This is a genomic window from Bradyrhizobium sp. CCBAU 53340, from assembly GCF_015291645.1.
In the GTDB taxonomy this organism is placed as follows: Bacteria; Pseudomonadota; Alphaproteobacteria; order Rhizobiales; family Xanthobacteraceae; genus Bradyrhizobium.
This window is the reverse complement of the sequence record NZ_CP030056.1, coordinates 900,278-924,693: the sequence shown is the minus strand read 5'-3', so window position 1 is coordinate 924,693 and position 24,416 is coordinate 900,278. Positions and strand designations below refer to the sequence as shown.

The 24,416-nt window shown below is 57.1% G+C and carries 14 protein-coding genes and 1 pseudogene; 11 read left to right on the top strand and 4 right to left on the bottom strand.

All coding sequences use genetic code 11. From position 1 onward, the window contains the following. The first annotated feature begins 392 nt into the window (after window positions 1-392). A complete protein-coding gene (locus tag XH89_RS40845) occupies window positions 393-1,544 on the top strand; it encodes a glycoside hydrolase family 88 protein (protein WP_128929754.1) in 1,152 nt (383 codons plus the stop codon). Between the two features lie 228 nt (window positions 1,545-1,772). Here XH89_RS40845 and XH89_RS40840 read toward each other — a convergent pair whose 3' ends face one another. After that, window positions 1,773-3,095 carry an MFS transporter gene (locus tag XH89_RS40840; RefSeq protein ID WP_164934143.1) on the bottom strand — a complete coding sequence of 441 codons (1,323 nt, stop codon included), beginning with the start codon at window positions 3,093-3,095 and terminating at the stop codon, window positions 1,773-1,775. Window positions 3,096-3,968: 873 nt separating this feature from the next. Here XH89_RS40840 and araD1 point away from each other — a divergent pair. After that, a complete protein-coding gene (araD1, locus tag XH89_RS40835) occupies window positions 3,969-4,961 on the top strand; it encodes an AraD1 family protein (protein WP_128930170.1) in 993 nt (330 codons plus the stop codon). 64 nt (window positions 4,962-5,025) lie between these two features. Then, window positions 5,026-6,381 (top strand): PLP-dependent aminotransferase family protein, encoded by a 1,356-nt coding sequence (locus tag XH89_RS40830; protein WP_128929756.1) that lies wholly within the window; start codon window positions 5,026-5,028, stop codon window positions 6,379-6,381. 49 nt (window positions 6,382-6,430) lie between these two features. Here the strand turns inward: XH89_RS40830 and XH89_RS40825 are convergent. Then, window positions 6,431-7,867: pseudogene (locus XH89_RS40825) on the bottom strand (aldehyde dehydrogenase family protein). Between the two features lie 202 nt (window positions 7,868-8,069). On the opposite strand from XH89_RS40825, the gene XH89_RS40820 reads away from it, so the two are divergent. The 4 genes from XH89_RS40820 to nodU all read left to right on the top strand — a co-directional run bounded on the left by XH89_RS40820 (window position 8,070) and on the right by nodU (window position 14,593). After that, window positions 8,070-9,332 (top strand): CaiB/BaiF CoA-transferase family protein, encoded by a 1,263-nt coding sequence (locus XH89_RS40820; RefSeq protein WP_128929757.1) that lies wholly within the window; start codon window positions 8,070-8,072, stop codon window positions 9,330-9,332. Window positions 9,333-9,559: 227 nt separating this feature from the next. Next, a complete protein-coding gene (locus XH89_RS40815; RefSeq protein ID WP_232995601.1) occupies window positions 9,560-10,342 on the top strand; it encodes an enoyl-CoA hydratase-related protein in 783 nt (260 codons plus the stop codon). Between the two features lie 893 nt (window positions 10,343-11,235). After that, on the top strand, window positions 11,236-11,934 hold the full coding sequence (locus XH89_RS40810; protein WP_128929758.1) for a hypothetical protein: 699 nt from the start codon (window positions 11,236-11,238) through the stop codon (window positions 11,932-11,934). A gap of 946 nt (window positions 11,935-12,880) precedes the next feature. After that, on the top strand, window positions 12,881-14,593 hold the full coding sequence (nodU, locus tag XH89_RS40805; protein WP_128955098.1) for a nodulation protein NodU: 1,713 nt from the start codon (window positions 12,881-12,883) through the stop codon (window positions 14,591-14,593). A 1,228-nt stretch (window positions 14,594-15,821) separates the two neighbouring features. Here the strand turns inward: nodU and XH89_RS40800 are convergent. Then, a complete protein-coding gene (locus XH89_RS40800; protein ID WP_128929760.1) occupies window positions 15,822-17,027 on the bottom strand; it encodes a pyridoxal phosphate-dependent aminotransferase in 1,206 nt (401 codons plus the stop codon). 1,002 nt (window positions 17,028-18,029) lie between these two features. On the opposite strand from XH89_RS40800, the gene XH89_RS40795 reads away from it, so the two are divergent. The 4 genes from XH89_RS40795 (at window position 18,030) to XH89_RS40780 (ending at window position 22,608) form a co-directional block, all read left to right on the top strand. Next, entirely contained in the window at window positions 18,030-19,619 is a 1,590-nt protein-coding gene (locus tag XH89_RS40795) for a hypothetical protein (protein ID WP_232995602.1), read from the top strand. Window positions 19,620-19,627: 8 nt separating this feature from the next. Then, window positions 19,628-20,299, top strand: a complete 672-nt coding sequence (locus XH89_RS40790) for an HAD family hydrolase (protein WP_128929761.1) — start codon at window positions 19,628-19,630, stop codon at window positions 20,297-20,299. A 102-nt stretch (window positions 20,300-20,401) separates the two neighbouring features. Continuing rightward, on the top strand, window positions 20,402-21,217 hold the full coding sequence (locus XH89_RS40785; protein ID WP_164934142.1) for an NAD(P)-dependent oxidoreductase: 816 nt from the start codon (window positions 20,402-20,404) through the stop codon (window positions 21,215-21,217). 839 nt (window positions 21,218-22,056) lie between these two features. Beyond that, window positions 22,057-22,608 carry a hypothetical protein gene (locus XH89_RS40780; RefSeq protein WP_232995603.1) on the top strand — a complete coding sequence of 184 codons (552 nt, stop codon included), beginning with the start codon at window positions 22,057-22,059 and terminating at the stop codon, window positions 22,606-22,608. A 7-nt stretch (window positions 22,609-22,615) separates the two neighbouring features. Here XH89_RS40780 and XH89_RS40775 read toward each other — a convergent pair whose 3' ends face one another. After that, the gene (locus XH89_RS40775) at window positions 22,616-24,391 is read right to left on the bottom strand and encodes a phosphoenolpyruvate hydrolase family protein (protein ID WP_188637435.1); all 1,776 of its coding nucleotides are present in this window, start codon (window positions 24,389-24,391) and stop codon (window positions 22,616-22,618) included. Window positions 24,392-24,416 lie beyond the last annotated feature (25 nt).

The following is a 24,416-nucleotide window of genomic DNA, read 5'->3' as shown; positions in this document are numbered from 1 at the left end:
CGCGGGCTACCGAATGCTCGCCCATTGGGCGTAGCGGCAATCCCTCGTCAGAGGCTGGATGCGGCGTTTGTCGAGCCAGGACGACCGTTGAGAAGGCTCGATCGATAGATCAACTTCGGGCCGGCGCGCCAGCGCTCCACTGTGCGCCAATATCCCTGCAAGCAAACGCAGACTACTTTGATACCGCGCTGAACATCATGCGCTGCTTTTCGGGACCTGGCGGCATCACGCTGGGAGCCCGATTGAATGTAGCAAGACCTACCTCGTTGAGCAAATACACTATCCCAATTTCAGATTGATATAATGCAATAATCATGAGAAGCTCTCAAGTGAAGCAATGGTGAGAACCCGCTTTCAGGTGGAACCATCCTGCATTTTCACGAGGAGCTTTGATGAGCATAGACTGGGAAGAAGCGATCGCACGTATGATGCGGCGGATCGAGAATACAGCTCAACAAGTTGGCGACGCCTATCCACATTGGGCAGATCCGGAGAGCGGCACCTGGACGACAACTTCAAACGGAGACTGGACCGGCGGCTATTGGCTGGGGATGCTTTGGCTTGCCTCGCGGAGTAACGGCGGCGAGCGCTTCAGAGATCTTGCAGAACGAGGTTGCGAGCGTCTTGAACCGCGCGTCTCGGCCGATACCGCGTTCAAGGCTGCGACCTTCTATTACGGGGCCGGACTGGGTTCGCTGCTCACCGGAAGTCACCGCGCGCGGACGCTCGGCCTTGCGGCGGCACGAGATCTGAAGCAACGCTACAACCATCACCTTGGTCTTGTGCCCCTTGGCGCGAATGCCGAGGAGGGCGCTGACGTGGGAGCCACTGCAAGCAGCGTCGACAGTTTGGTCGTCTCATTGCTGCTGTTTTGGGCCGCTCGAACTCTAGACGACCGCGCGATGCGCGAAGTGGCTGCCAATCATACGGATAAAGTTCTGACCGTCCATCAGCGTGAGGACGGATCCTTCATCCAGTCCTCCTCCCTCGATCCCGAGACCGGCAAGGTTCTCCGACGCTACACACACAAGGGCTTCAGCGAGAACAGCGTTTGGGCAAGAGCACAGGCGTGGGGCGTGGTGTGCTCGACGATCAGCTACTTTTCCGGCGGCGGAGAGGAGCGATGGCGTCAAGCCGCCATGAACGGGGCCGACTGGTGGCTCGCCCATGTGCCAGATGATTGCGTGTCGTACTGGGATTTTGACGCTCCTAAAGCGCCCAACGTCGAGCGGGACACTGCGGCGACCGCTTTTATGGCATCGGCTCTTCTAAAATTGAGCTCGATTGCGCCGACTGACAGTAAGCGGCGGCAATACCGTAGCGCCGGAGAACGCACCGCTTTGGCGCTGGTCGAACGATATCTCACTCCGGTTCATAAGAACGATAGCCGTCCAGCCGGCATGCTGGTGGAAGGATGCTTCAACAAGCGCGGGGATTCGAGAGCCGAGGACTACGTCAGTAATGCCGAATTGATCTTTGGTAGCTACTACTTGTTCGAGGCGCTTCATTTGCTAACCGGCAGGTTGCGGCCTGAAGAAATCTAAAATGGCACTCGCTGCTGGCGAAGGCCAGCGGCGAGCGCTCTCTGTGTCACTCTCGCGTTACCCCGGCCGAAATCCTTAAAGCGGCTTGGAACGGACCTAGGGGCGCATTTGACGGCTGGAGAGATCAAGGGTTTCTTGTTCAGCCGCTGTTCCACTGAGACCATTGCCTTTCCAGAGGGGAGCCGCCGATCGGCCGGACCTCTCTGGAGTGCCCTAACAAGACTGTTATCACTCGCCTACATAGATGCAGCCGCGCTTTTTAGCGATCTGATATACGACCACGCTGAGCAAAGCGACGAGCGACCCGTAGATTGGGAACATCCATGCCATGTCCTCGCGTTGCAACCATACCAGCAGGTAGGGCGTGGTACCGCCGAAAATTGTCACACCGATTGCGTAACCAAGGGCGACGCCTGTCGTTCTCACTGTGCGCGGCATCAAGGTTGTGGCTATGAAGTTGTAGAGAGCCATATTGCAGCCCACCATGGCCCCGCCAACCAGCATCACCATGGCGTAGGTCAGAAGGCTTTGGTGTGAATAGAGCAGCGTCAGGAAGAATGCTGGGATGAGCAGAAGGCGCATCAAGATGAACGCGCGCGAGGGCTTTATCTTGTCTGCAAACGCACCGATGGCAGGTGAAAAGACCATCCAGCAAAATCCCATGAGGGTCAGGATGCCGTACACCCACGTGCTGTTTTCCTTGAAAACACCATTGGCGATGTTGGGCAGGCCCACGTTGTACGTGTAGTTGGCGAGCTGCACCGAGCCGATCACCAAAATCACGGCCAGAAGCGACAGTCGCACATTCCAGAGCGCCTTCCAAACGCCGCCGGTGGTTTTCTGAACGCGCGACATCTCGTCATGATGCATAGCGCGGGCGATCAATGTTTCCGGGATTGCTTGGCGCAGGAAGAAGATGAGGACGCCAAGCAGGCCTCCGACCGCAAACGGCACTCGCCAAGCCCACTCGCGCATGACCTCGGGGGCGACGGCCGCGCTCACCAGAAAAGCGACGAGGCTTGCTCCGATCGAACCCAACATGATGAATGTACCGTTGATCAAGCCGAGATACCGCCCCTCCTCACCTGGTGGTGCCAACTCGATGGCGATTGCATTGGCGACGCCCGCCTCTGCGCCAGTGGCAAGCCCTTGCATCAGTCGAAGAATGACCAGCGCTGCAGTGGCAAGGGTCCCGATGTCCTTATGAGCCGGCAAGATCGCAATCAGGAACGAAGATAGCGCCATGACCGTAACAGCGATCATCATGACGCGTTTATGGCTGATGCGATCTGCGATAGGACCAAGCAAAGCCGCTCCCAGAGGCCGCGCAATGAATCCGGCTCCAAATACGGCAAATGCTCCCAGCAGCGAAACGACCGGGTCATTTGAAGGGAAGAAGTGGGGAGATAGAAAAGCCGCCATGAAGCCGTAGACTTGCCAGTCATACCACTCCAGCGCGACGCCTCCGCCCAGACCAATAGTCATTGATCTCGTTGCAACTTGCTTCTCGGGCTGAATGAAATCGATAGAAGGTTGGGCCATTGTTTGCATGGGTCTGCTTCCGCTCATTGGGTAAGACTGCTTAAGCCTTGCGCGGCAAGCGCGAATGCGCGCCGGCCTGTCGCTTGTTGGCCTGCTCAAGGCGCTGAGATTTCTGGCGGCACGCCCGTAAATGGACGCTGGCGCGATCGAAGGCAGCTGATCGGGCTTCCTTCATTCCAATCGTCTGTGTAACAGCCCGCGGGCGGGCTTATGTCCCAACTCCATGGTCCCTCCTGTAGCAATGCGCCCTTCTGCGGGACGCTTAAGTTTTTCGATTCAAGGCAGGCGGACAAACTCCTCCGCGCTGAGACGTCCGCTCGGCTTGGCGAGGCGAACGTTTCCTACTTTTCCGCGCAAACGATGCGAGCTGATCGAGTATCTGCTTACGTAAGCCGAACTGACCTGGAAAAGGTGAATGATGAGATCGTCTCGGGGCCGCCGCTTGGATCACAAGGACTTGCGCGGAAAGACAAAGGGGCTCGCGCGAGCGCGAGAGGGATGGTTGTAAAGGGCGCGGGCTGGCGAGAAGCTTGGCATGGACTGCAATATCGCCAGCCCAGCCGCTCCTCCCATGAAACCAGTAAATCGCCTCCACCGCTTCGTCTCCCATGACGGCCGGCATCTCTGTGCACTAGCCCAATATCGAGCGAGACCATCACAATGACGGGCCAATGTCAAGCAATAGACTATCTCAAATACAATTAGGATATATCAATCTGGTAGCCATCATTCTAGCTGAAGGATTGATACATCTATACGACTGAAATCGCTCATGAAATATTGGCACCCCCGATTAGCCAAGCACATTGACCTATCTCAATTTGAATGTCAGTCTGGCTTTGCCGCAATCAGCGCGGCTGGCTCTCACCTGGAATGGATCTCGTGCGCCTCATCCAATTTGTATCTCTGAACGGTTCTCGTCATGTCGCTGCGCTCCAGGCGGGCGACGGGGTCCCTGTGCTCGTGAACAATCGGACAAGTGTACGCGAATTAGCCTTGGAGGCAGCCCGCTCCCGGCTATCGCTTGCCGAATGCGTCCAAAGGTGCGGCTTCGGAGAGAAGGTCGATTACGATGCGATCATCCGCGAGAAGCGGCTGTTGCCGCCTCTCGACCACGCTGATCCTTCGCGTTGCATGATCGCGGTGACTGGACTTACGCACCTCGGTAGCGCCGAGTCGCGCGACGCCATGCACGCGAAATTGGCCGCAGGCGAACTTTCCGATTCAATGCGGATGTTCAAGCTTGGCCTGGACGGTGGAAAGCCTCCGCCGGGATCCATCGGGGTCCAGCCAGAGTGGGCCTATAAGGGTGATGGCTCCTGGGCAGTCGCACCTGAGCAACCCCTCACGTTGCCGTCCTATGCTGAAGACGGGGGCGAGGAGGCCGAAATTGTAGGGCTTTACGTCATTGGCGAGGGAGGCGACGTACTGCGTGTCGGCTTCTGCCTCGGCAACGAATACTCCGATCATGTGATGGAGCAGCGAAACTACCTCTACCTTGCTCATTCAAAGCTGCGCCAGTGCTCCTATGGTCCCGAACTCCTCGTGGGCGATCTTCCGGACGAGGTATCCGGAACGGTCCGCGTCTTGCGAGCTGGCGAAGCGATCTGGTCCGGAAGCTTTATCTCGGGCGAGAACAACATGTCTCATTCCATTGAGAATCTTGAGCACCATCACTTCAAATACCGCGCGTTTCGTCGGCCCGGCGACGTCCACGTCTATTTCTTCGGCGCGAGCGCCTTAAGCTTTTCGGCCGGCGTCAAGCTGCGCGGCGGTGACGCTTTCGAGATCGAATCTCCGGCTTTCGGGCGGCCATTGCGCAACTCGCTCATCGAGGAAAAGCAAACAGAGATCGTGAGGGTGCGGCCGCTATGAGCTTGATCTGGTGGACCAAAAATTGGGATAGCGAAAGCGCGGTATTCTGAGATAAGCAATCAAAATGCAGAAATGGCACCCTCACCTGCGGGCTGGCACCGCTCCCCTGTTCGTCCGGCTCGTCGAGGCCATCGAACACGACATCGCGGCAGGAACTCTTGCGGCAGGAACAAGGCTGCCTACCCAGCGTGATTTGGCAGAGGAGATCGGCCTCAGCGTCGGAACGGTCATCAAGGCCTATGCAGAAGGTCAACGGCGCGGCCTGCTTCTGGGGCACGTCGGCCGCGGGACGTTTGTCGCGTCACAGAGGCCGACCCCTGCGTCCGGTGGCAAGGTTGTCGATCTCAGCCTCAACATCCCAGGGCCGGCGTTACTGCCCAAGGTGCTAGCTGAGAGCCCATCTACGTTTCCAACGGCTGACATCTCCGACTACGTGGGATACCTCTCCCACTCTGGTGTTGCCGAACACCGGGCCCAGCTCGCCGGCCTATTTCGTCAATCGGGCTTCGAAGCCAATCCGGACAACCTCGTTATTACGAATGGAGCACAGCACGGGATAGCGCTGACCTTCAGCTCGATCTGCCAGCCTGGTGACAAAGTCTTCGTCGAGGCCGGCACTTATCACGGCATGAAGTCCTATGCTCATTTCGCAAAGCTCGACCTTATCGGGCTGCCGATGGATGGCGAAGGATTGCTGCCGGGCGCTTTCGACAAAGCGGCGGCAAGCGGGGCAGCGCGGGTGCTTTTTGCTATTCCCACCATCCAGAGCCCAACCGCGAGAATCATGAGCGCGGCACGCCGGCGAGAGATCGTGCGGATCGCGCGTAAGCGGGACATCCTGATCATCGAAGATGACGCATACGGCTTCCTGGACGAGACCAGCGAGCCGCTCGCCTCATTGGCGCCGGAGCGGACCTTCTATGTCAATACGCTGTCGAAGTGCCTGGCGCCGGGTCTGCGCATCGGAATGCTCGTCGCGCCCGAGCCTTATCTTTCGCAGATTCATCAATCTATGCGCGCGACCTGCTGGATGGCCTCGCCGATTTCAACCTTCATCGTATCCGAATGGATCCGCACGGGAACAGCCGCGCGCGTGAAGCAGTCTCTGGTCCAGGAGGCGAAGAAGCGCGTGAAGCTTGCCTCCCAAATCCTCCGGCCGCATATACGTGCAGATCATCCGGCCAGCTTTCACATCTGGATGGACCTGCCAAGCGACATTGCTCAACAGGTGGCAGCCCGTTCATTGCAACGGGGCGTCATCACAACGCCGCCCTCGGCGCTCGTGGTTGATCCCTCCTTGATCTCGGGGCTGAGGATATCGATCGGCGTTCCCGAAAACATCGAAGATCTCGAATGGGCGCTCCGCCAGGTCGCAGCTTCGCTCGAAGTCGGCAACGAAGCCAGCATGTCAATCATCTGAACGTGCAGAACTGTTCAACTCGGGCGCTTTCAGGCGGCCGCCATCACGCTCATGGTGGACCTCCATCAAACGCATAGGCTGTCTTCACAGTCGCATAGAACTCTGCAGCGTAGCGCCCTTGCTCACGTGATCCATAGGACGAACCTTTGCGGCCGCCGAAGGGCACGTGATAGTCGACGCCCGCCGTCGGCAGGTTGACCATCACCATGCCAGCCTCCGCGTTGCGCTTGAAATGGCTGGCATAGTTCAGACTTGTGGTGCAGATTCCGGAAGATAGTCCGAATGGGGTGTCGTTGGCGATCTCAAGGGCCTCGTCATAATTTCGCGCCCGGATCAGTGCTGCCACGGGCCGAAAATTTCTTCGCGCGCGACCCGCATCCGATTGTCGACTTCTGCAAACAGCGCGGGCGACAAGTAGAAACCGGGCGCATCGCGTTTCAATAGCTCGCCCCCAGCGACGAGCTTGGCCCCCTCGTCCTGGCCGAGGCGGATGTACATCAAGTCTTGCTCCAGCTGCTTCTGATCAACCACCGGCCCAATCTGCGTTCCTGGCTTGCAGGCGTCATCCACGACCAGCGCATCCATCCTTTCCGTGATAGCTGCCAGGAAGGCGTCGTAAATGCCATCTGTCACGATGAGGCGAGATGAGGCCGTGCAGCGCTGGCCGGTCGAAAAGAAGGCGCTGTTGATCGCGCATTCGACGGCCACCTTTAGGTCGGCGTCGTCGAGCACCACCATTGGATTCTTGCCCCCCATCTCCAACTGCATCTTCTTCATGGGATCGGCAGAAATGCAGGTTTGGGCAATGCGCCGGCCGGTCGACAACGAGCCGGTGAAGGAGATCGCGGCCACCTTCGTACTGGCGAGCATTGTTTCGCCCACGACCGAGCCGCTCCCCATGACGAGGTTGAAGACGCCGGGGGGAACGCCGGCGCGCGCAATGATGTCGCAAAGGGCGTTTGCCGAGGCGGGGACCAGTTCTGCAGGCTTGAACACGACGGAGTTGCCATAGGCCAGTGCCGGGGCGATCTTCCAGGCCGGAATGGCCATAGGAAAATTCCATGGCGTGATCGCCGAGCGGCTCGCGGGACATCTCAACGTCTATGCCGGCTCGCACGGAGAGCAGCTTCTCGCCGCTCAGCCTCAGGCACTCACCCGCGAAGAAATGGAAGATCTGGCCGGCGCGAGCGACCTCGCCGATCCCCTCCGGCAAGGTCTTTCCTTCCTCACGTGAGAGCAGGCGTCCGAGTTCGTCCTTGCGGGCCAATATCTCGTCACCCACGGCTTTCAGAACGTCGTGGCGGCTCTGGATCGTCGAACGCGCCCAAGCCGGAAAGGCGCCATGGGCCGCATCGATCGCACGCTTCGCCTCTTCTACAGAGGCTTGGGCGTACTCGCCTACGATGTCGCGAGTATCAGACGGGTTGATGTTCGCGACTGCCTTGGCTGCCGCAATCCATTCACCGGCGATGTAGTTCTTCGTCATCAGGCCCCCCGTCACCAAGCCTTGCAGAACGTCTCAGGACGTCCAACTGCGTCGGCACCTGCTTTTCGGCGGCAGGGAGTGATCCCCTTTCCGGCAGGTGCTGGCCCAAACGCCTGTTCGGCGCCTCGATTCGGCAATCGCATTCAAAGCCGGTTTCGCAGCGCATTGCAATATATCAATTTTATAATGGGATATAGTAATCTTGACGGCGACGATCGCGCGGCATAGTATCGAGCGTTCCAATCTGAGGGAAAGGCCTGTCGTGAGCGATAAAGCAACTGCCTCCGTAGCGCGTGGCGCCCTTGACGGCTTGATCGTTCTGGAAGTCGGCATGGTGATGCAGGTGCCGCTTGCAGGACAGGTGTTGGGGGATTTTGGCGCGGACGTCATCAAGATCGAACGTCCCCAAGGTGACATCACGCGCGGGCTTGATTTTGAGGCCACCCGCGTCGGCGGGATGAGCGCGTATTACGCTGCGATGGGCAGAAACAAGCGGACACTCGCCTTGGATTTGAAGAACCCGGCCGCCTTTGAGATCTTGCTGACCCTGGTCGACCGCGCTGACGTGTTGATGCACAACTTCCGCCCCGGCGTGATGGAGCGGCTGGGCCTCGGCTATAAGGATCTTAGCACACGCAATCCCCGTCTCATCTATGCTGCGGGGTTTGGTTTCGGGGAAACAGGTCCGCTTGCAGATCGTCCGGGCCAGGACATGCTGGCGCAGGCATTTAGCGGGTTGGCACGGGGAGGACTGCAGGAGCACCAGCCTCCGCAGCTGACGAACTCTCCTATTGTCGACTATGGCGCGGCGATGTCGCTCGTCCAGGGCATTCTTGCCGCCGTCATCGAACGCCAGACCTCGGGCCGGGGACAACTGGTGTCGACGTCGCTGTTCGATGTTTCGCTCGCTATGCAGCTGTGCGAAATCGCCAGCGAGAGCATCTATGGTGTGAAAACCGACTGGACGCGTCAGGCGATGCTCGTCAGGACCGCGGACGGTTGGGTAGCCGTTGTAATGCTCTTTCGCGACAACCCGCTTGGCCTGCTTTGCCAGGCGCTCGATCTACCGGACATAAGCACGCGGCCTGAACTCGCTACACGCGAAAAGCAGATCGAAAATCTGACCGCCATTCAGGAATATTGTGCGCCGGCTTTGATGACCTTGAACACTTCGGAGGTACTCGATCGTCTGGCTTCCGTGGATCTGCTCTGCTCACCTGTGAATGAAATTCCAGAAGCGATCAGCCACCCTCAGGCAAGCCAAAACGGCATCATGTGGCAGGTTGAGGTACCCGGGCGAGGAGTCGTTTCGCTCGCCGGACTGCCAGTCCGGCTCTCACGCACACCTCCAGCCGTCCGGATTCACCCCGCGCCGATCGGTGCCGCTACCGAGGAGGTCCTGACTTCCTTTGGCTTCTCGGAGCAGGCGATTCAGGAGGCTCGAAGCAGAAAGGCTTTCGGATAGCCCGCCCAAACCACAATGTGGTGTCTGTTTTTCCTGGCCTTGCTCGCACGATAGCAACCATATCAACCTCGGGTCCTCGGCAGCTTGCCCGGATGAATGGCAGCGAATTGTGTGCAACGCAATGATCTCTCCGAAGCTCGCTGCAAGCCAGCTTACGCAAGGTGCATCCCGATCCAAGTCGAGAAGAAGTTCTGGTTCTTCTCCCATTCTCCAGGAAGAATTCTCTCGTGATCCAAAAATCCGAACTCGTGCTATCCACTTCCCCTCTCCCGCACGTCCGCCTGCTGAGCATGAACAGGCCGGCGAAGCGAAATGCCCTGAGCAATGAGCTTATCGCGGCACTTGCATCGGCCTGCCGAGACGCAATTTTGGATGAGGACGTCCGCTGCATCGTGCTTTGCGGCACCGACACGTTCTTTTGCGCGGGCGCGGATATCAAGGAGATGCAACAACGCGGCTTCGAGGCCATTAACAATCTCGCCCGACGCAATGATTGGCGCGACCTCACCAACTGTCTCAAGCCGATCATAGCTGCCGTAGAGGGCGTTTGTCTTGGGGGCGGTCACGAACTTGCAATGCTGGCCGATATCATTATCGCAGGCGAAGGCGCGCTCTTCGGTCAACCTGAAATCAACATCGGCGTTTTGCCGGGTGACGGCGGAACCCAGCGGTTGACACGCGTGGCGGGCAAATCGCTTGCCATGCTGATGATCCTCACTGGCCAATCAATTTCGGCCCGTGCCGCAATGCAGGCAGGAATGGTCTCCGAGGTTACAGAAACGGGCCAGGCGCGGGCACGCGCGCTCGAGATTGCGGAAATAATCGCACAGAAGCCGCCTCGATCGACGGAGCTTGCGAAGGCTGCCGTTCTGGCCGCCTATCAAACGAACCTCGATGCCGGTGTGGAATTTGAACGGCAAGCGATCCGGGTTGCTTTCACCACTTCTGATCAGCAGGAAGGGATGGACGCTTTCTTCGAGAAGCGGCCCCCAAATTACCAGGGGAAATAGAACCCCTTTGCAGAATTCTGCTCTTAGGAACACAATACAAAGCGAGCAGATTTGCGAGCGCCGCACGAGAGCCGTCGGGCTGCTTGTGGTGCTGAGGCATTGGAAGCTACGATGGCCTAGCCGGATCATCGTTGATCGTCTCGATCACCCTGTCATCTTCGCTCCCGGCGAGAGCCACGAGTTCAATCGGCGGCGCAACCGCGTCGCTCTGAGCTAAAGCTGGCCGCCGGTTTGCTTCTGGTCGCAATGGTCGAATTGCATCGGTACTTAGATATTCTGGGTACGATTGTCCCGGCTGAGAATATCGGGACTGCTAGGAAGGAGAAATACAGACCGCCGCGCCGTATATGCTTCAGACAAGAGGGTGCCCAGTTGGATCTAGTCGATTGAGGCGAGCCAGTCGAAGCTCAGTCGTAAGGCGACTAAGACGATGCGGCATTTGCGACCGTCGACCTTACTCGTTCGCGCGGATCTGTGCGGTTGCAGTAATACATCTCAAAGCGGCTACCGGTTTCTTGGAATAACTTGTGACCTTCCAGCGCCCGTCGGTCACTCAGCGCAAACGCCAGTACGTGACTCGTGATCCCCCGAGATCCCATCGCGCTGTTGGAGCCGTAGCGAGGGGTGCAGATGCCGGGAGAGGCTACCACACTGCCGCTGTCGGGGCGGTGGGCGGAGTCACCATCAGCCGCCGCATTTGCACGTGGGGGACGCGTTAAAGAACCGAGAAGGAGCATGCGGCGCACTGTCGGAGTCACGACACACCCGTTCTACCTGAGACACGTGCCAGATGAGAATAAGAAGGAAACTCAGACTGACGGTTTTGGTATGCTTCTTGAACTCAGAAGCTGACCCGCCGTGTAATGCTCCATCCGAGAATAGGAAATGCTGCAATGAGCGCACCGAATTTGACCAAGCGAGCTAATGCCCTCGGAACCGACAAGGGGAATGAGGTAGGCGACGCCCACGGCTACACCAGCTTCTACTCTTTTCTGTTCGAAGAATTCCGCCAGCAACCTTTCACGATGGTCGAGATTGGATTACAACACGGAAACGGCTCTCTCGATCCCGATGTAGTGGTCGGTCGCAAGGTTGACGACATTCCGTCTATTAAGATGTGGCTGGAGTTCTTTCCCAAAGCCGAGATCATCGGATGCGACGTTGCCGATTTCAGCGCCTTTAAGATGGACCGGTTCCGTTTCGAGCGCCTTGACATGGGCGATACGGTAGCCCTGGAACGCCTAGCGAACTCGCTCCCGCCCGTAAGGATCATCATTGATGACGCTTCGCACGCAGCTTATCACCAGCAGCTTGCTCTAGCGAAGCTGTTTCCCATCGTCGAGCCTGGCGGTTTCTACTTTATCGAGGATCTACATACCACGCACGGGATTGCCGCACGATTGCCTTCCTGCAATTCAACTGAGACCGTAGTTGAGAAATTCGCTCAGACACGTCGGCTCGACATTCCGTTCCTGCCCGCGATCGAGCGTAGAAACCTCGAGACTACAATCAGGAAGATGTTCATTCATCGCGACGACAAGGGGGGTGTCAGCCGCTGGACCATGAAAATGGTGGGATTTGAAAAGTACTAAAGAGTCAACCGAACTTTCCCGCGACCAACATGCCTATCTAGTCGGCGGTCTTCGCTCGCGCACGTGAGACCACTAAAATGTTGATCTCAGAAATATGAATGGGTTCACAATGGTGGAAAAATGGCGATAGAGGTGATTTGCTGGCTGGAGCGGCTTGGCAATTCCCGTGCCTCGCTGCCGCGCGATACGGCGGCTCGAAGTCTTTGTGTTGGAGTTACAAGCTGCGGGCCGTCTAGCTACTTGATCGACGATCGCCAAGCTTTCTCGACAACAACGTTAGATTGAGGCCCTGGCTCTTTACGGACTTCAAGGCCAGGCTGTACAACGAATTCGCTGGCCATGAGCGACACGTCACGCAAGGCCTCGACAGGTGCGCCGACGACGACAATAAATTTGGAGAGGCTGCGCACCTCGAGCCGCCCGTCGACGTCAACATCGCGCCGAGTCGGCCAAATTCCTTCGTCCGCTTGGCCTGCACGCGGTAGCTCTCGATGATCGATGCATCAATGATCTGCGTGTTGCGGTACTTCCGCTGTTGACCGGAGAAGCCAAACCGACCGCCGAGTCCAGTTCGCGGCGGTAGGTCGGATAGCACCTCCCAATTGGCGTAGCGCATGCTTCTGTCCGAAAACACACTCGTCTGATGTCAGGAACCCGCCAAGCAGTTTGCGAACGCGAGAGTCGGCCGAGAAACCGCGAGGGATTCCTGCGATTTGCATTGGTCTAGATCGTGCACTGCGCTACGTGCGGCATCTAGTAATCGGATCGCCGCGCTGGGGTCACGCTGCTAGTGCCGAGACGGTCGTGGGTATGTGGAATGCAACCTTAGACCGACGTCGAGCGCGAGCGGTGCCAGAATCGATCCACGACGATTTCCTATTCGCATCTTTCTAAGTTCGATTCGGTCTTTGTCAATCGAATTGCCGGCATCAGACAAGGAGGCACTATGCGCATCTGCGGTATCAAGCTGACACATGACGGCGGGATTGCTCTTGTTGAGGACGGACGGCTTATCTTTTGTATCGAGCAGGAGAAACGGAGCAACAATCCGCGGTATCAAACAATCGACAACCTCGATGCAATCGTCGTCGCTTTGACCGAACACGGTCTGGATCCGCAAGAAGTTGATCAGTTCGTCATCGATGGCTGGGCGGGGGTGGCGGAGTCGCAGTTCCAGGTTCTCAGCGGGACGACACCGATCACTCTCAAAGGGGCGCCCTATGTTGAACGCCATGCCGACGGCCTTCTCACCTCGTGCGATGGCTCTGGTCTTAGGCTCGATGGCAGCGATTTCCCTTATAGAAGCTATCCGCACGTCACAGGCCATGTAGCCTCCGCATACTGCACCAGCCCCTTTGCCAAAGCTGGACAGCCCGCCTTCTGCCTCGTGTGGGACGGCGGCACCTTTCCACGTCTTTATCACGTAGAACATCGAGGCGCTCAGTTCATCGAATGCCTGTTCCCGGTGATTGGGCATGTCTATGCCGCCGCGGGACTTCATTTTGGACCGTATAAGCAGGCGAACCGCGCTAACTGGGACCTGGGTGGCCCCGGCAAGGTGGACCCGGGCGGTGCCGGCAAGCTTAACCTGGGTGTAGCCGGCAAGCTGATGGCGTATATCGCGCTCGGGTCTGTCATTGAAAACATTGTCACGGTCTTTGAGGAACTCTACCAGGAGCGCTTTGCGGCCGACACGAAACTTGCCAGTTTCCGTACAGACATTGAGAGCATGGAGTCCGCGCTTGCGGCTGTGCATGACTTCTTCGACGCCAGCGCGCGCCACCTAAAGGCCAGGGCCCCCGAAGATGTGCTGGCATCGTTTCATTGCTTCCTCGAGCGTCTCCTCGTCCGCAAAATGGCGCTTGCTTTGCAGCGGCATTCATATCTTGGGGCGCGCAATCTGTGCGTAGCAGGTGGCTGCGGTCTCAATATCAAATGGAACAGCGCACTACGTGCGACAGGCCTGTTCGATGCCGTCTGGGTGCCCCCGTTTCCGAATGACAGTGGCTCGGCAATCGGTGCCGCTTGCTGCGCAATGGTGGTGGAAAAAGGCTTCTCGCCGTTGGAATGGTCGGTATATAGTGGTCCAGCCTTGCAACGTCGAGATGTACCCCCCGAATGGAAGGCCGCGCCGTGTAGTCTGCATGAACTTGCGACCATTCTTGCCGGCAACAAGCCCGTGATTTTTCTTACCGGCCGCGCCGAGCTTGGGCCTCGGGCGTTGGGTAGCAGAAGCATTCTCGCCCCCGCGACCTCGCCGCGAATGAAGGATTATCTCAACGACATCAAACTTCGCGAACACTTCCGGCCAGTGGCTCCGATATGCCTAGAGGATCGTGCGCCGGATATATTTAGTCCCGGAACACCGGACCCTTACATGCTTTTCGATCACCAGACACGACCAGAATGGCGGGACAAAATCCCCGCTGTTGTACATCTCGATGGATCGGCGCGATTGCAGACGATTTGCAGGACCTCTCAGCACAAAGTCGCCGAGCTTCTCGTCGAATACGAAAAGCTCACAGGCATTCCGCTGCTTTGCAATACGAGTGCAAACCACCATGGACGTGGGTTCTTCCCGCATGTCGCAGCAGCCTGCGAGTGGGGACGCGTCGAGCACGTATGGGGCGACGGCATACTGTGGACCAAAGCTCGATAACCGTGCGGCGCGACAATCAGTGACAGTGCTTCCCAACCAGATTGTCGCGCTATAATAGCCTGTTCTAGAGGGCGCACAACGCAATTTGAGTAATACTCGGTAGAGCGGCTCCGGCGACGAATGCAGCCTCCCTGAGCGTCGCCCTCATCCAGCCGCCAGGATTTGACTTGTGTCGCAGTTGGCGCGAGCGATTAGTTTTTGTAAGGCGGCACGAGTACACCAACGTGATCACTTAGAGTTGCGGCATGGCCGCAATCTGACAGTGCAACGCAATACGCACGTGGCCTCGCTTGCCAAGGGAAACGCCAACTGTTTTGGCCGGGATCAGCACAATCCACGCGCTGTAGTAAGCGGATGTGTTCGGAATGGCTTGACGCATATCCGAGTCCGAAAAGAGTACGGCTGCTTTTCGGGTGCAGCAGTCGCAGGACCAACGGCCTATGAGCTTAGCAGGGTGCGAGTGGGCATCCTGGATCCCCGACCTCAGAGGATGACACCTGATACGAATGAAGTTCGCATAGCGCGCTCGGCGATGGTGTTGAGGTGGCGGGTTCGCGCGCTTCGGTGCTTCGGTAGTACCATCGATCGGATCGAGAACGAACGCGGCGCCTCGGTGACCGACAACGTCCCTTGGTCAGCATCCCTCCTGCCGATGAACGAAAGCACGTCTGGGCCGCGCTGGCAGTGACAGTTCAAATTGACGGCAGACCTGATTCACGATTAACCCCCGCCAGCGACCGACCATGTACGGATCGTAAGCGAACAAGCTCACTTGCCGTCCGCACTCGAAGATCCTGTCGTCGCCGATTGTCCTGCTGCACCTGTCTGTGGCCGCAGCAAACCAGAGGACCGCTTAACCCTACATTGCCATCCATGTTGAACGAGCGTGGCTTATGCCGCACCAGAGCTTCCTCTGCGCTCCCCGTTGGAACAAGCCGCCGCCGCTAGTAAGGACTCTTATGGTTCGGATCGAGTTCGATTTTGCAGTTTATGACTGGCCCACGTTAGACGTTTTGAGCTCGACTCTTGAGTGAGACTCACAGCGATGCCCTTATCACGGACCAGATCAGGAGATTGATCGCCAGAAGTGGCGGCATCGCTAGGGCTTAATTTTGAAATAGAGCAATCTCGCCGTTAACAAGATATCGAAAGCCCTATCCGCCGCTTAGCGGCAATGGATGAGGTGAACGACGGACACTCAGCTCAAATTCCTTCATTTCTGATGCGGTTAGGTCCCTGGCTGCCCGCGCCTTAGACCGTTGAGCGCCTCGACGATGCGTTTGAGCCCCATCTCCAATAGCTCCGGTGGAGCACCGAAGGAGAGACGTAGGCCGTTCGCGTCGCCGAAAGCGTCGCCTGGAACACATCCTACATTAGCTTCTTCGAGGAGCACTCGTGCGATGTCATCGGCAGATCGCACTGAGCCTTCAGTCCGCAAAGCAGACAAAAGCCGACTCAGATTGAGATAAAAACAGAACGAACCATCGGCGCGGGATGGAGTTACATCGCGTAGATCAGAAAGGATGTGAAGACCTATGTTGCGAGCGTCGACAAGACGCTGATAGATCTGCTCCTCAAAGCTGCCATCGCTGGCTTGAAGGTGGTGCAGGATCGCCTGCTGCGCGATTACATTCGGAGTTGCGATTGCATGGCTCTGAAGCTTTCTTACCGCGGAAACGAGCTGCGCGGGCGCGGCGAAATAGCCCAAGCGCCAGCCGGTTATCATCAACTCCCTTGAAAACGACTTGACTATGATCGTCCGCGAACGTACCCGGGGGTGCGCCATGACGATCGACTCGTGGTGACGAAAACCAGTGAATACCAGTCCCGAGTAGCACTCATCGGAAATGATCCATATCTGGCGTTCGATAGCGAGTTCGCCGATATCTTGTAGTATCGTTCGATTGTAGACTGCGCCGGTCGGGTTATTTGGCGAATTGATTATTATAGCTTTCGTCTGCGGTGTGACAGCAACTCGGATTGCACTGATATCGGGAATATATCTCGGGCAGCGAGCATCAACGAACACTGGTGCTGCACCAGCGAGAACGACCTGGGACAGCAATATCGGCCGCCAGGGGCGAATAATGATAACCTCGTCGCCCGGCGCTAGGACAGTCACGGCCGCATAGAGCAGCGCTTGCTGCGCGCCCGTAGTGATTACGATCTCTTCCGCACTCCAACCAACGCGCGTTTCGACCGAGAGCTTTTCGGCGACGGCCCTGCGAAGGGGCGTAAGCCCAATGAGATCGACATAGCGGTTCGCTTCGGCGTTGACCGCAGCCATCGCTCCTTCGCACACTGATGAGGACGGCTCGACGACGATTTCGTCGGTTGCCAGATCAATGAACCGGCGCCCAATCACAGCTACCGTGGCTAAGTCGTGGCCGGCTTTTCGGGATCTAGAAAGGAAGGACATCGGGCGCGACGGCATAGGCGCTCTCCTGCAAAGTTGTCGCGCTTGTGAAGTGATCCCAGCCGCGTGACCGGACGTTCCTTGATCTGTTTCGGAGATATCGCTCTTCGGGTTGAACAAGCTCTTCCCAACCGCCGAGAGTTCACCGAAACCACCAAGCCCTTTCTCAATATGCACAACACGTGGTTGCGACTACTCCGGAATTGAAGCCGAACACGCACAAGACGCGGACCAGAGCCAACCGCAGCCGACCTTCAGTAGTATTGGCACGGCGATAATGCTGGGAACAAACAGATCGACTTTTGGACCCCGATGTCGCTCGGCAGGACGCCACCATGCAATGCGGGCTGGTGAGCGCGCCACGAGTCGTGCCATCTGCCAACTTGCCGAAGCTCCTGTCTTCATCAACGAGCGCATGGCAGCGTTCAGCCTCAACACGCCACAACCTCCATGTGATCGTTCTGCGACCCGCCTTGCCGCCTCGACTAGCCCGTTGACGATAGTCGATTGTGGTTGATCTTAATTGCCGACCTCCTCCCATCTGCCTTGCGATCAGCGCGTGATCCGCAGCAGTTACCCACCGTTCATTGCCAAGAAACCATCTCTTGATCAATCACTATTGTTGGTAGTTCATCCGGGCAATACTTCCTTCTGCTGGATGCCAGCAAAGCCCCGCGGCCGGCTTGGCGCGACTCGCATTGGTCATGCTCGCTAATGTGAGGACACTGCCTCGTACCCACGCGCGAGCGTGAGAGTCTCAGACCAACGGTCGGCGCCTGACACTTTTCGGACGAGCTCGTCGCACCTTAGACAGAATGTCGGGATTCGGACACGGAGCTCATCGCGGGTCGCCAAACTGTTTGCGTATCTCGACCTTCGTTGTTGCATCAGCGCGAGCCAGCTCGTCTGAGGAGTGGTACGGCGCTTGCTTAAAGAGAGCAGAGCCACGTCGTCACGCCGTGGTGCATTCGCCAATGATGCGAGCCGGGACATCGGTTCTTCGACAAGAGGGGTAAAGGCATGTCCGGCGTTGCTGCTGCGTTTTTTTGTCCTTCAAGCAATTCGCAGGCGGATGTTTATGATCGACTCGAGCACATGATCCCGAAACTTGCGCTTCGTGGCCAGGCGGCGGTCGGCGTTGCGGCTTTCATGCACAAACAAGGTATTCGATATGGGAGAGCGTTTCAGTCATCGAGCGCTTCAGTGCGCATTGATCCCAACGAACAAGATCGGCGTTTTCGGCCTCATGTTGCAATCGCTCAAGTCCGTAGCCGATGCCGCGAACTCAGTGATGGCGTCGACCTTCAGTCAATTCATAACAATGCAGGCACCAGCCGCCATCTGGCCATTTCTCTGGATGAGGCCTTGGTCAATGCTCGTGAACTCAGGGGAGCCTTTCTTGCCCAGGAGCAACGATCAACCGTCAACACAGATGCTGAGCTCTTGCTCAAGTGTATTGAACGCTGTTGTGAACGACACTACTGGCGCCACGGTCTAGCGGCCAATTACGAAACCGTTTTTCGAGAGATTGACGATCGTATTGACGGCGCTATTAGCGCGCTTTTCCTGGACGGAGACGGAAATCTCATTGCTTACCGCAATCGAAGCGGCTTGCGACCGTTGGAGACCATGCAAACAGATGACGGGTTCTTGCTCTTCGCCTCTGAAAATTGTGCCTTTGCCGCTCTCGAGGGTAAGACGCGGCAGATCTCGCCGGGCCACATAACGTATGTGGACGGAACGACGGGGGGCAGCGTTAGTCGTGCCGTGCACAACGGGCGACATAAAGCCAGGCTCTGCGCGTACGAAGCTCTCTATTTAGGAAGTCCGAATACGTCGGTCGAAGGCCATTCACATTTCGAAACCCGGTACAATATCGGTGCTGCCTTGGGTGGGATTGTTGCGCAGCGACTGCAAGCTGAAGCAGATCCTACCTGCACACTCGTTTCCTCCAAGCCGCGTACAGGTGGTCCGTTCGCCGATGGCCTGTACGCATCTCTCGCGGAATACGGGCTGCTCGCCGAGCGTCGTGAAGTGGTCGCCACGACGTTTCTTCAGCGAACGCTCATCGGCACGACCGACGAGCGAAAGTCCCGCATTTCTCAAAAGTACCGAGTACTGGAAACTGACCTGACTAAAACCAGCGTAGTAATTGTCGACGAAGCACTCATTCGCGGCGATACCAGTCGAGCTGTCACGAGCATGCTCCTTACCGCCGGAGCCAAAGCCGTGCATTGGGCGATCGGTTCGCCGCCTATAGTGGCTCCGAACTACTACGGCATGGGTATCAACACACTCGATGAGCTCGCATTCTGGCAGATTTGGAAACGACTGCCGTCCGAGCAGCGAACGCAAAGCCTTCGCTTTCACAAGATGGAACCCCACGTTTTGAGACTCATCGAAAGCAACATCGCGACATCCATCAACGCAGCCTCGATAACGTATCTGCCCTTCCCACTGCTAGAATCGTTGCTGCCCCTGAGACCGGAGAGCTTCGATCTGTCACCCTTTACATTCGAGATGCCAACTCGGGCGGGACAGGAGCGGGCGGACAGGAATCTGCGCGAATTGGTGGCTGATCTTCCCCGCATGCAATCAGTTCACGCTTGAGGTCATTAATGAAACCCGTTCTCGTCTTTGATTGGAATGGAACGTTGCTCGATGATGCGCACGCACTGCTTCAAACGACTAATGCTATTCTGAACCGCTTTGGTTACGCGCCGATCAATATGGAGACGTTTCGGGAACATTGCGACCTCCCGCTATCTCTTCTTTATCGCAATCTCGGAATGTCGCAGGACGAGGTTGCGGCCGTGGATCGCGATGGCAGCGCTGTCTTTCACAACACCTATGAACCACTTGCGGATCGCGCCGATCTGCGCGAGGGCGCGCGTAGAGTGCTGGAGCTAGCGCACCGAGAAGCAGCTTTGTCCGTCATCGTGAGCAACCATATCGTTGCCCCCCTTCGGTCCCAATTGAGAAGACTTGGAATCCATGACTACATCAACGAAGCTCTCGCCTTTGAAAGCCGCGCCACTCAATACAAATCGATGAGCAAAGGAGAGCGGCTTCGCCTCTACATGCAGAAGTACAGCCTCGACCCGGCGTCGACGTTTATCATCGGCGATATGCCGATCGAAATGGACATCGCACGCAATCTCGCACTCATAAGCATATCGATCACCGGAGGTTTTGTTTCGGACTCGCGCTTGCGGGCGGCAAATCCTGACTATTCGATTAACAACCATCATGAGCTGTTGCCTATCTTACAAAGGCACGGCTTTTTCTAGAGTGCATGAACCATGTTCAGCGAGGCATCATCACCAAACGCAGGTCCTAGCACTGCGAAACAGAGAATAGGTCTTGTCGGCGTCGGGCGAATGGGAACTGGAATGGGTATTAGCCTGATGCGTCATCAAATTGAACTGCATATCAAAGCCAACAAGAATCGTTTCGGTGCGAATCGATTTGCTTCAGCCGGTGCCCGTGAACATCCTTCGATCGCTGAGTTGGCGCAACATGTAAGCGCTGTGGTGTTGTCCCTACCGTCAAGCCGCGAGGTTGAGGCAGTGTGCCTTGGGCAGGATGGGCTTTTTGTCCATATGTCCCGTGGCGGTTTGATAATTGACTGCACGACATCTTATCCTGCTTCGACAGTTACACTGGCGGAGCAGGCTCAAGAACATGGCCTAGGTTTTGTAGATGCCCCAGTAACACGTAGCCCCGAACAAGCTGAGTTCGGCCTTCTCAATGCGATCGTTGGATCGAACGAGACGCTCTTTCCTGTGGCGGAAGGCATTCTTGCTGCATTTTGTGAGACCGTTCTTCATGTCGGAGAAGTCGGACAGGGTCATAAGCTCAAGCTTGTTTACAACAGCATGACTATGGGCATAGCGGCCGTCGCAGCAGAGGTCTGCCAATTCGCAAAGGCTCTTGACATTGATCTTGTAACACTCCGCTCTCTGGTCAGCCGCGGTTCCACTAACAGCGGAATATTCCAAGCCTTCGCTGCCTTTTTGTTGGGCGAAAAACCCGATGTTCTGGCCGTCTCAATTGCCAATTCCGCAAAGGATATTAATTGCGCTGTGCGCCTAGCGGGCGAGAACGTAGTTTCGGTGCCGATCCTAGCTGCGGCTGCGAACAAGTTAAACGCCTCGGTTGCCTCGGGCAAAGGCGAACTGACTCTACCTCATTTGTCTCACTCATAAAGTCTTCGGTCTAATCGAATTTTACTATCTCACTGCCTTTGGAGGTACGGGCGTGTTCCTTCAATGCCGAGAGCGTGGAAGGGTCCCGCCCTTGAGGATTGGCGCGCTCGTTAGCGACACTCGCGCTTCAATGAATGAGATGCCTAGTGTCCTTTAAGAAAAAGCCGCTGTCAGATTTCTCCAACAGCGGCTTAAGTTGAGGGAGGAAGGCAGACGAACCGGTCTGCCAGCGGAGCCGAAGGCTATCGTTAGCAGGCGACAAATCGGATAGTTGGTCGCCCAACGCATCGACATAGGACGCCGGAGACCACCGCGACCAAATTACCGATTGAATTAGATTTTCCTGGTGCCCCCCAGTTCGGAGAGATTCCGGACGAGACGCTGGACCAGGCTGGAGACTTGCGCCGCCACTCTCGCATTCGGAGAGCGAGGGTCGGCACGGGCTTTGGCGCTTGCGCGTGATCCAGACCATTGAAGGTTGCGGTGAAGCGGAACACCTCTTTCCCATCACTGGCGGCCGCGAGATTTCCCCTTAGTGGCCGCGAAAGGATCCAGCGGGTGATTTTTGCTTCAGCTTCAACCAACCACCGACAAGGGTGACGCCGGCTTTCACACGCACGGATTGAAACATTTACAGGCGAGGCTCCATCCGGGACCGACGCTTGGCCGTCCGCCAAATAATGAGACACGAATTTCCTCCCGGAGCATTCTCAACAATAGGAGGTCTAGACCGGGCTGAAGCATTGTATAACATCGGCGATACTTCCGGGTGGGTAAGAATGGGTATAGTCAGCTGCAAGCTTGCCACGCGCTTAACGGCCGCATCTAGAGGCGCGCCCTTGGAAATCTACGCGCCGTCCCTGCGGAGCTTTCCAGCAGACTCGATGCTCGTAATGGCGACTTTACCTGTCGTCGACTGGAATGACTGTCTTTTGCGAGATTTGCGCAGCCTCGACAAGCAAGCGTCCATTCGCGCCTACGCGGCGATGGTCATGATCGATCCCTTTGCCTGTTGGGAGGATTTTGCCGACTTGCTGAAAGAGGCGAGAATCTCCGGCGTCACAAATTTCCCACCTGCATCTATCATTGAGCAGGCTACGGATGGCATGCCAATTAACTCCGGACTGGAGCTCGAACTTCGACGTATGGAATGGTTCGCCAGCCTGGGATTCAAAATCCTGTTTGTTGCTGCCAAGGATTCTGAGATCACGATGGCAGAGACGAGACTTGGAGCGCATCTCGAAGGTATTGTGTATTTGCCCGAAGAGGCTCTTGCGCGTAGGATTTGCGACGAAATGGGGTTGATCAGCCTTGGCCAACAGGCATCGTCGATGCCAAGGTTCTCGTTTTTGCATGCGACTACGTCGCAGCAAACCCGACGCAAGAAATGAGGGTAGGCTATTCTAGGATCCGCAGTTTCTTTATCTTGTTGTAAAGCGTCTTCCTTGAAAGCCCAAGAGATTGTGCGGTCTTGCCACGGTGGAGCCTGTTTCGTTTTAGGCCTTCGATGAACCACTCGCGCTCGGAGAATGCTCCTTTGGGCCGAGCGGGCGACGTCGAGTTCAGAAGCGGCTTGAGGACGTCAGCAGTTATATGCGCGTCTTTCACCATCACCAGTTGATTGACGATCTGGCGCAATTCTCTCAAATTTCCGGGCCAATGGTGGCCCGCTAACGCCAAGAACGCGGACTTCTCTATTGCCAGCGTTTGTGCATTCGAATCCCCCTTGGCTTCGACGGCAAAATGCTGAATGAGCTGTGGAAGGTCCTCCAGACGGTTTGGCAAAGCGGGTTGTTCTATGTCAAGCCCGGCAAAGAAGGCAAGAAGGCGGGGACATAGAACACTTTCCAAGCTTGCTCCGCGGGTCACTGTCGCGGTTGCGATGATCCGGGCGTTTGACCTTACAACGGATACGCCGTTCAGCGGCGTGAAAGTACCCGTCTCGAGATAGTCCGCGAGACGCTCTTGCCCATCTCGCGACAGCTGATCGACATGCGTCAGCAGGAGCGCGGAATCACTTGCGGCTTCGAGGAGCGACAGTTGGCGCCTCCTATTCTCAGCGCTCTCGGCACCGAACAGCGCACCGACCGTGTCGATTGCCGGCCCTCGGCGGCAATGAAACAGCGCGGCCTTCGTGTGTCTCCGATCGCTAAAGGCATGGACGAGGTTCGCTATCCTTCGCTTTCCCGATCCCGCCTCGCCCCACACCAGCACAGAATTGGGATTACTTGCCAAGCGCCTTGCAGTCTCAAGCACGTGCTTCATGATCGAGGACTGCGCGATGACGCCATGCCGGAATCCGCTCAACTGGAGCTGGCGCTCGAGGAGATCGACCTTCTCTCGCAATAAGTGGATGGTCTTAAAGCCCGAGGTTACCTCGAGAACTGACATTTCGAGCGGGATGCGGTCGAGCGACGAACCGCCAATGAAACCCTGCACACCCGTTTCTCGGCAGATGTCCAGGAGTTCGTCAGGCTTCGTGATTGGCCCGCCACCAAGCAGGCAAATTGCGTTCACGTCGACGGATTGAGCGACACGCGCAACAGCGCTCGTTCGCGCGGCAAGCTCCGACAGGCTGATCGACAAGTCGCATCCGCTTTCGACAGCGCGGTTGAGATTGAAGTTGATACAGATGGCTTCAGCTCCAGCTTCAACCATGCGCCTTGCTTCGGACTGGGTGCGAGTATAAGCGATGGTCATTAGGCCGCGTTTTGCGGCTTTGACCAGGAGTTCGATTTCCCGCTCGTAGCCGAGCCCGCAACTTTCAAGCAGTGATCTCCTGTAGTCATCAATGTGGATGACGGACGGGAAATTGGTGACGCCTGAAAAACCCCATCGCATGATGCGGTCGAGAAAGCGGTCGATATCCAGCTGCGGATCGAAGGTACAAGCGCCAAAAAATACCGGCAATTTCGTTGAGGGCAGGATCTCGGTCCGGCCGAAGCCCGCCACGAATTCGTTTGTATTGCGGATTGGAAGAATTGAGGCTGGCGAAGAGCCCCCCATCGCGCGAAATCGGCCGGCGTTAAGGGCGAGAACGAAATCCGCGCCCGCCCGTTCGGCCGCTCGCGCGGTCATGCCCGATCCTATTCCAGCCCCAAGCATAAAGGAGCGGGAGTTGCGGAAGAACCGCCTGATGCCGCCGCCCTTTGCCTGGTCTGTCCGCGTGTGCATGACTTGCCCGCCTCCTGCACGGCGG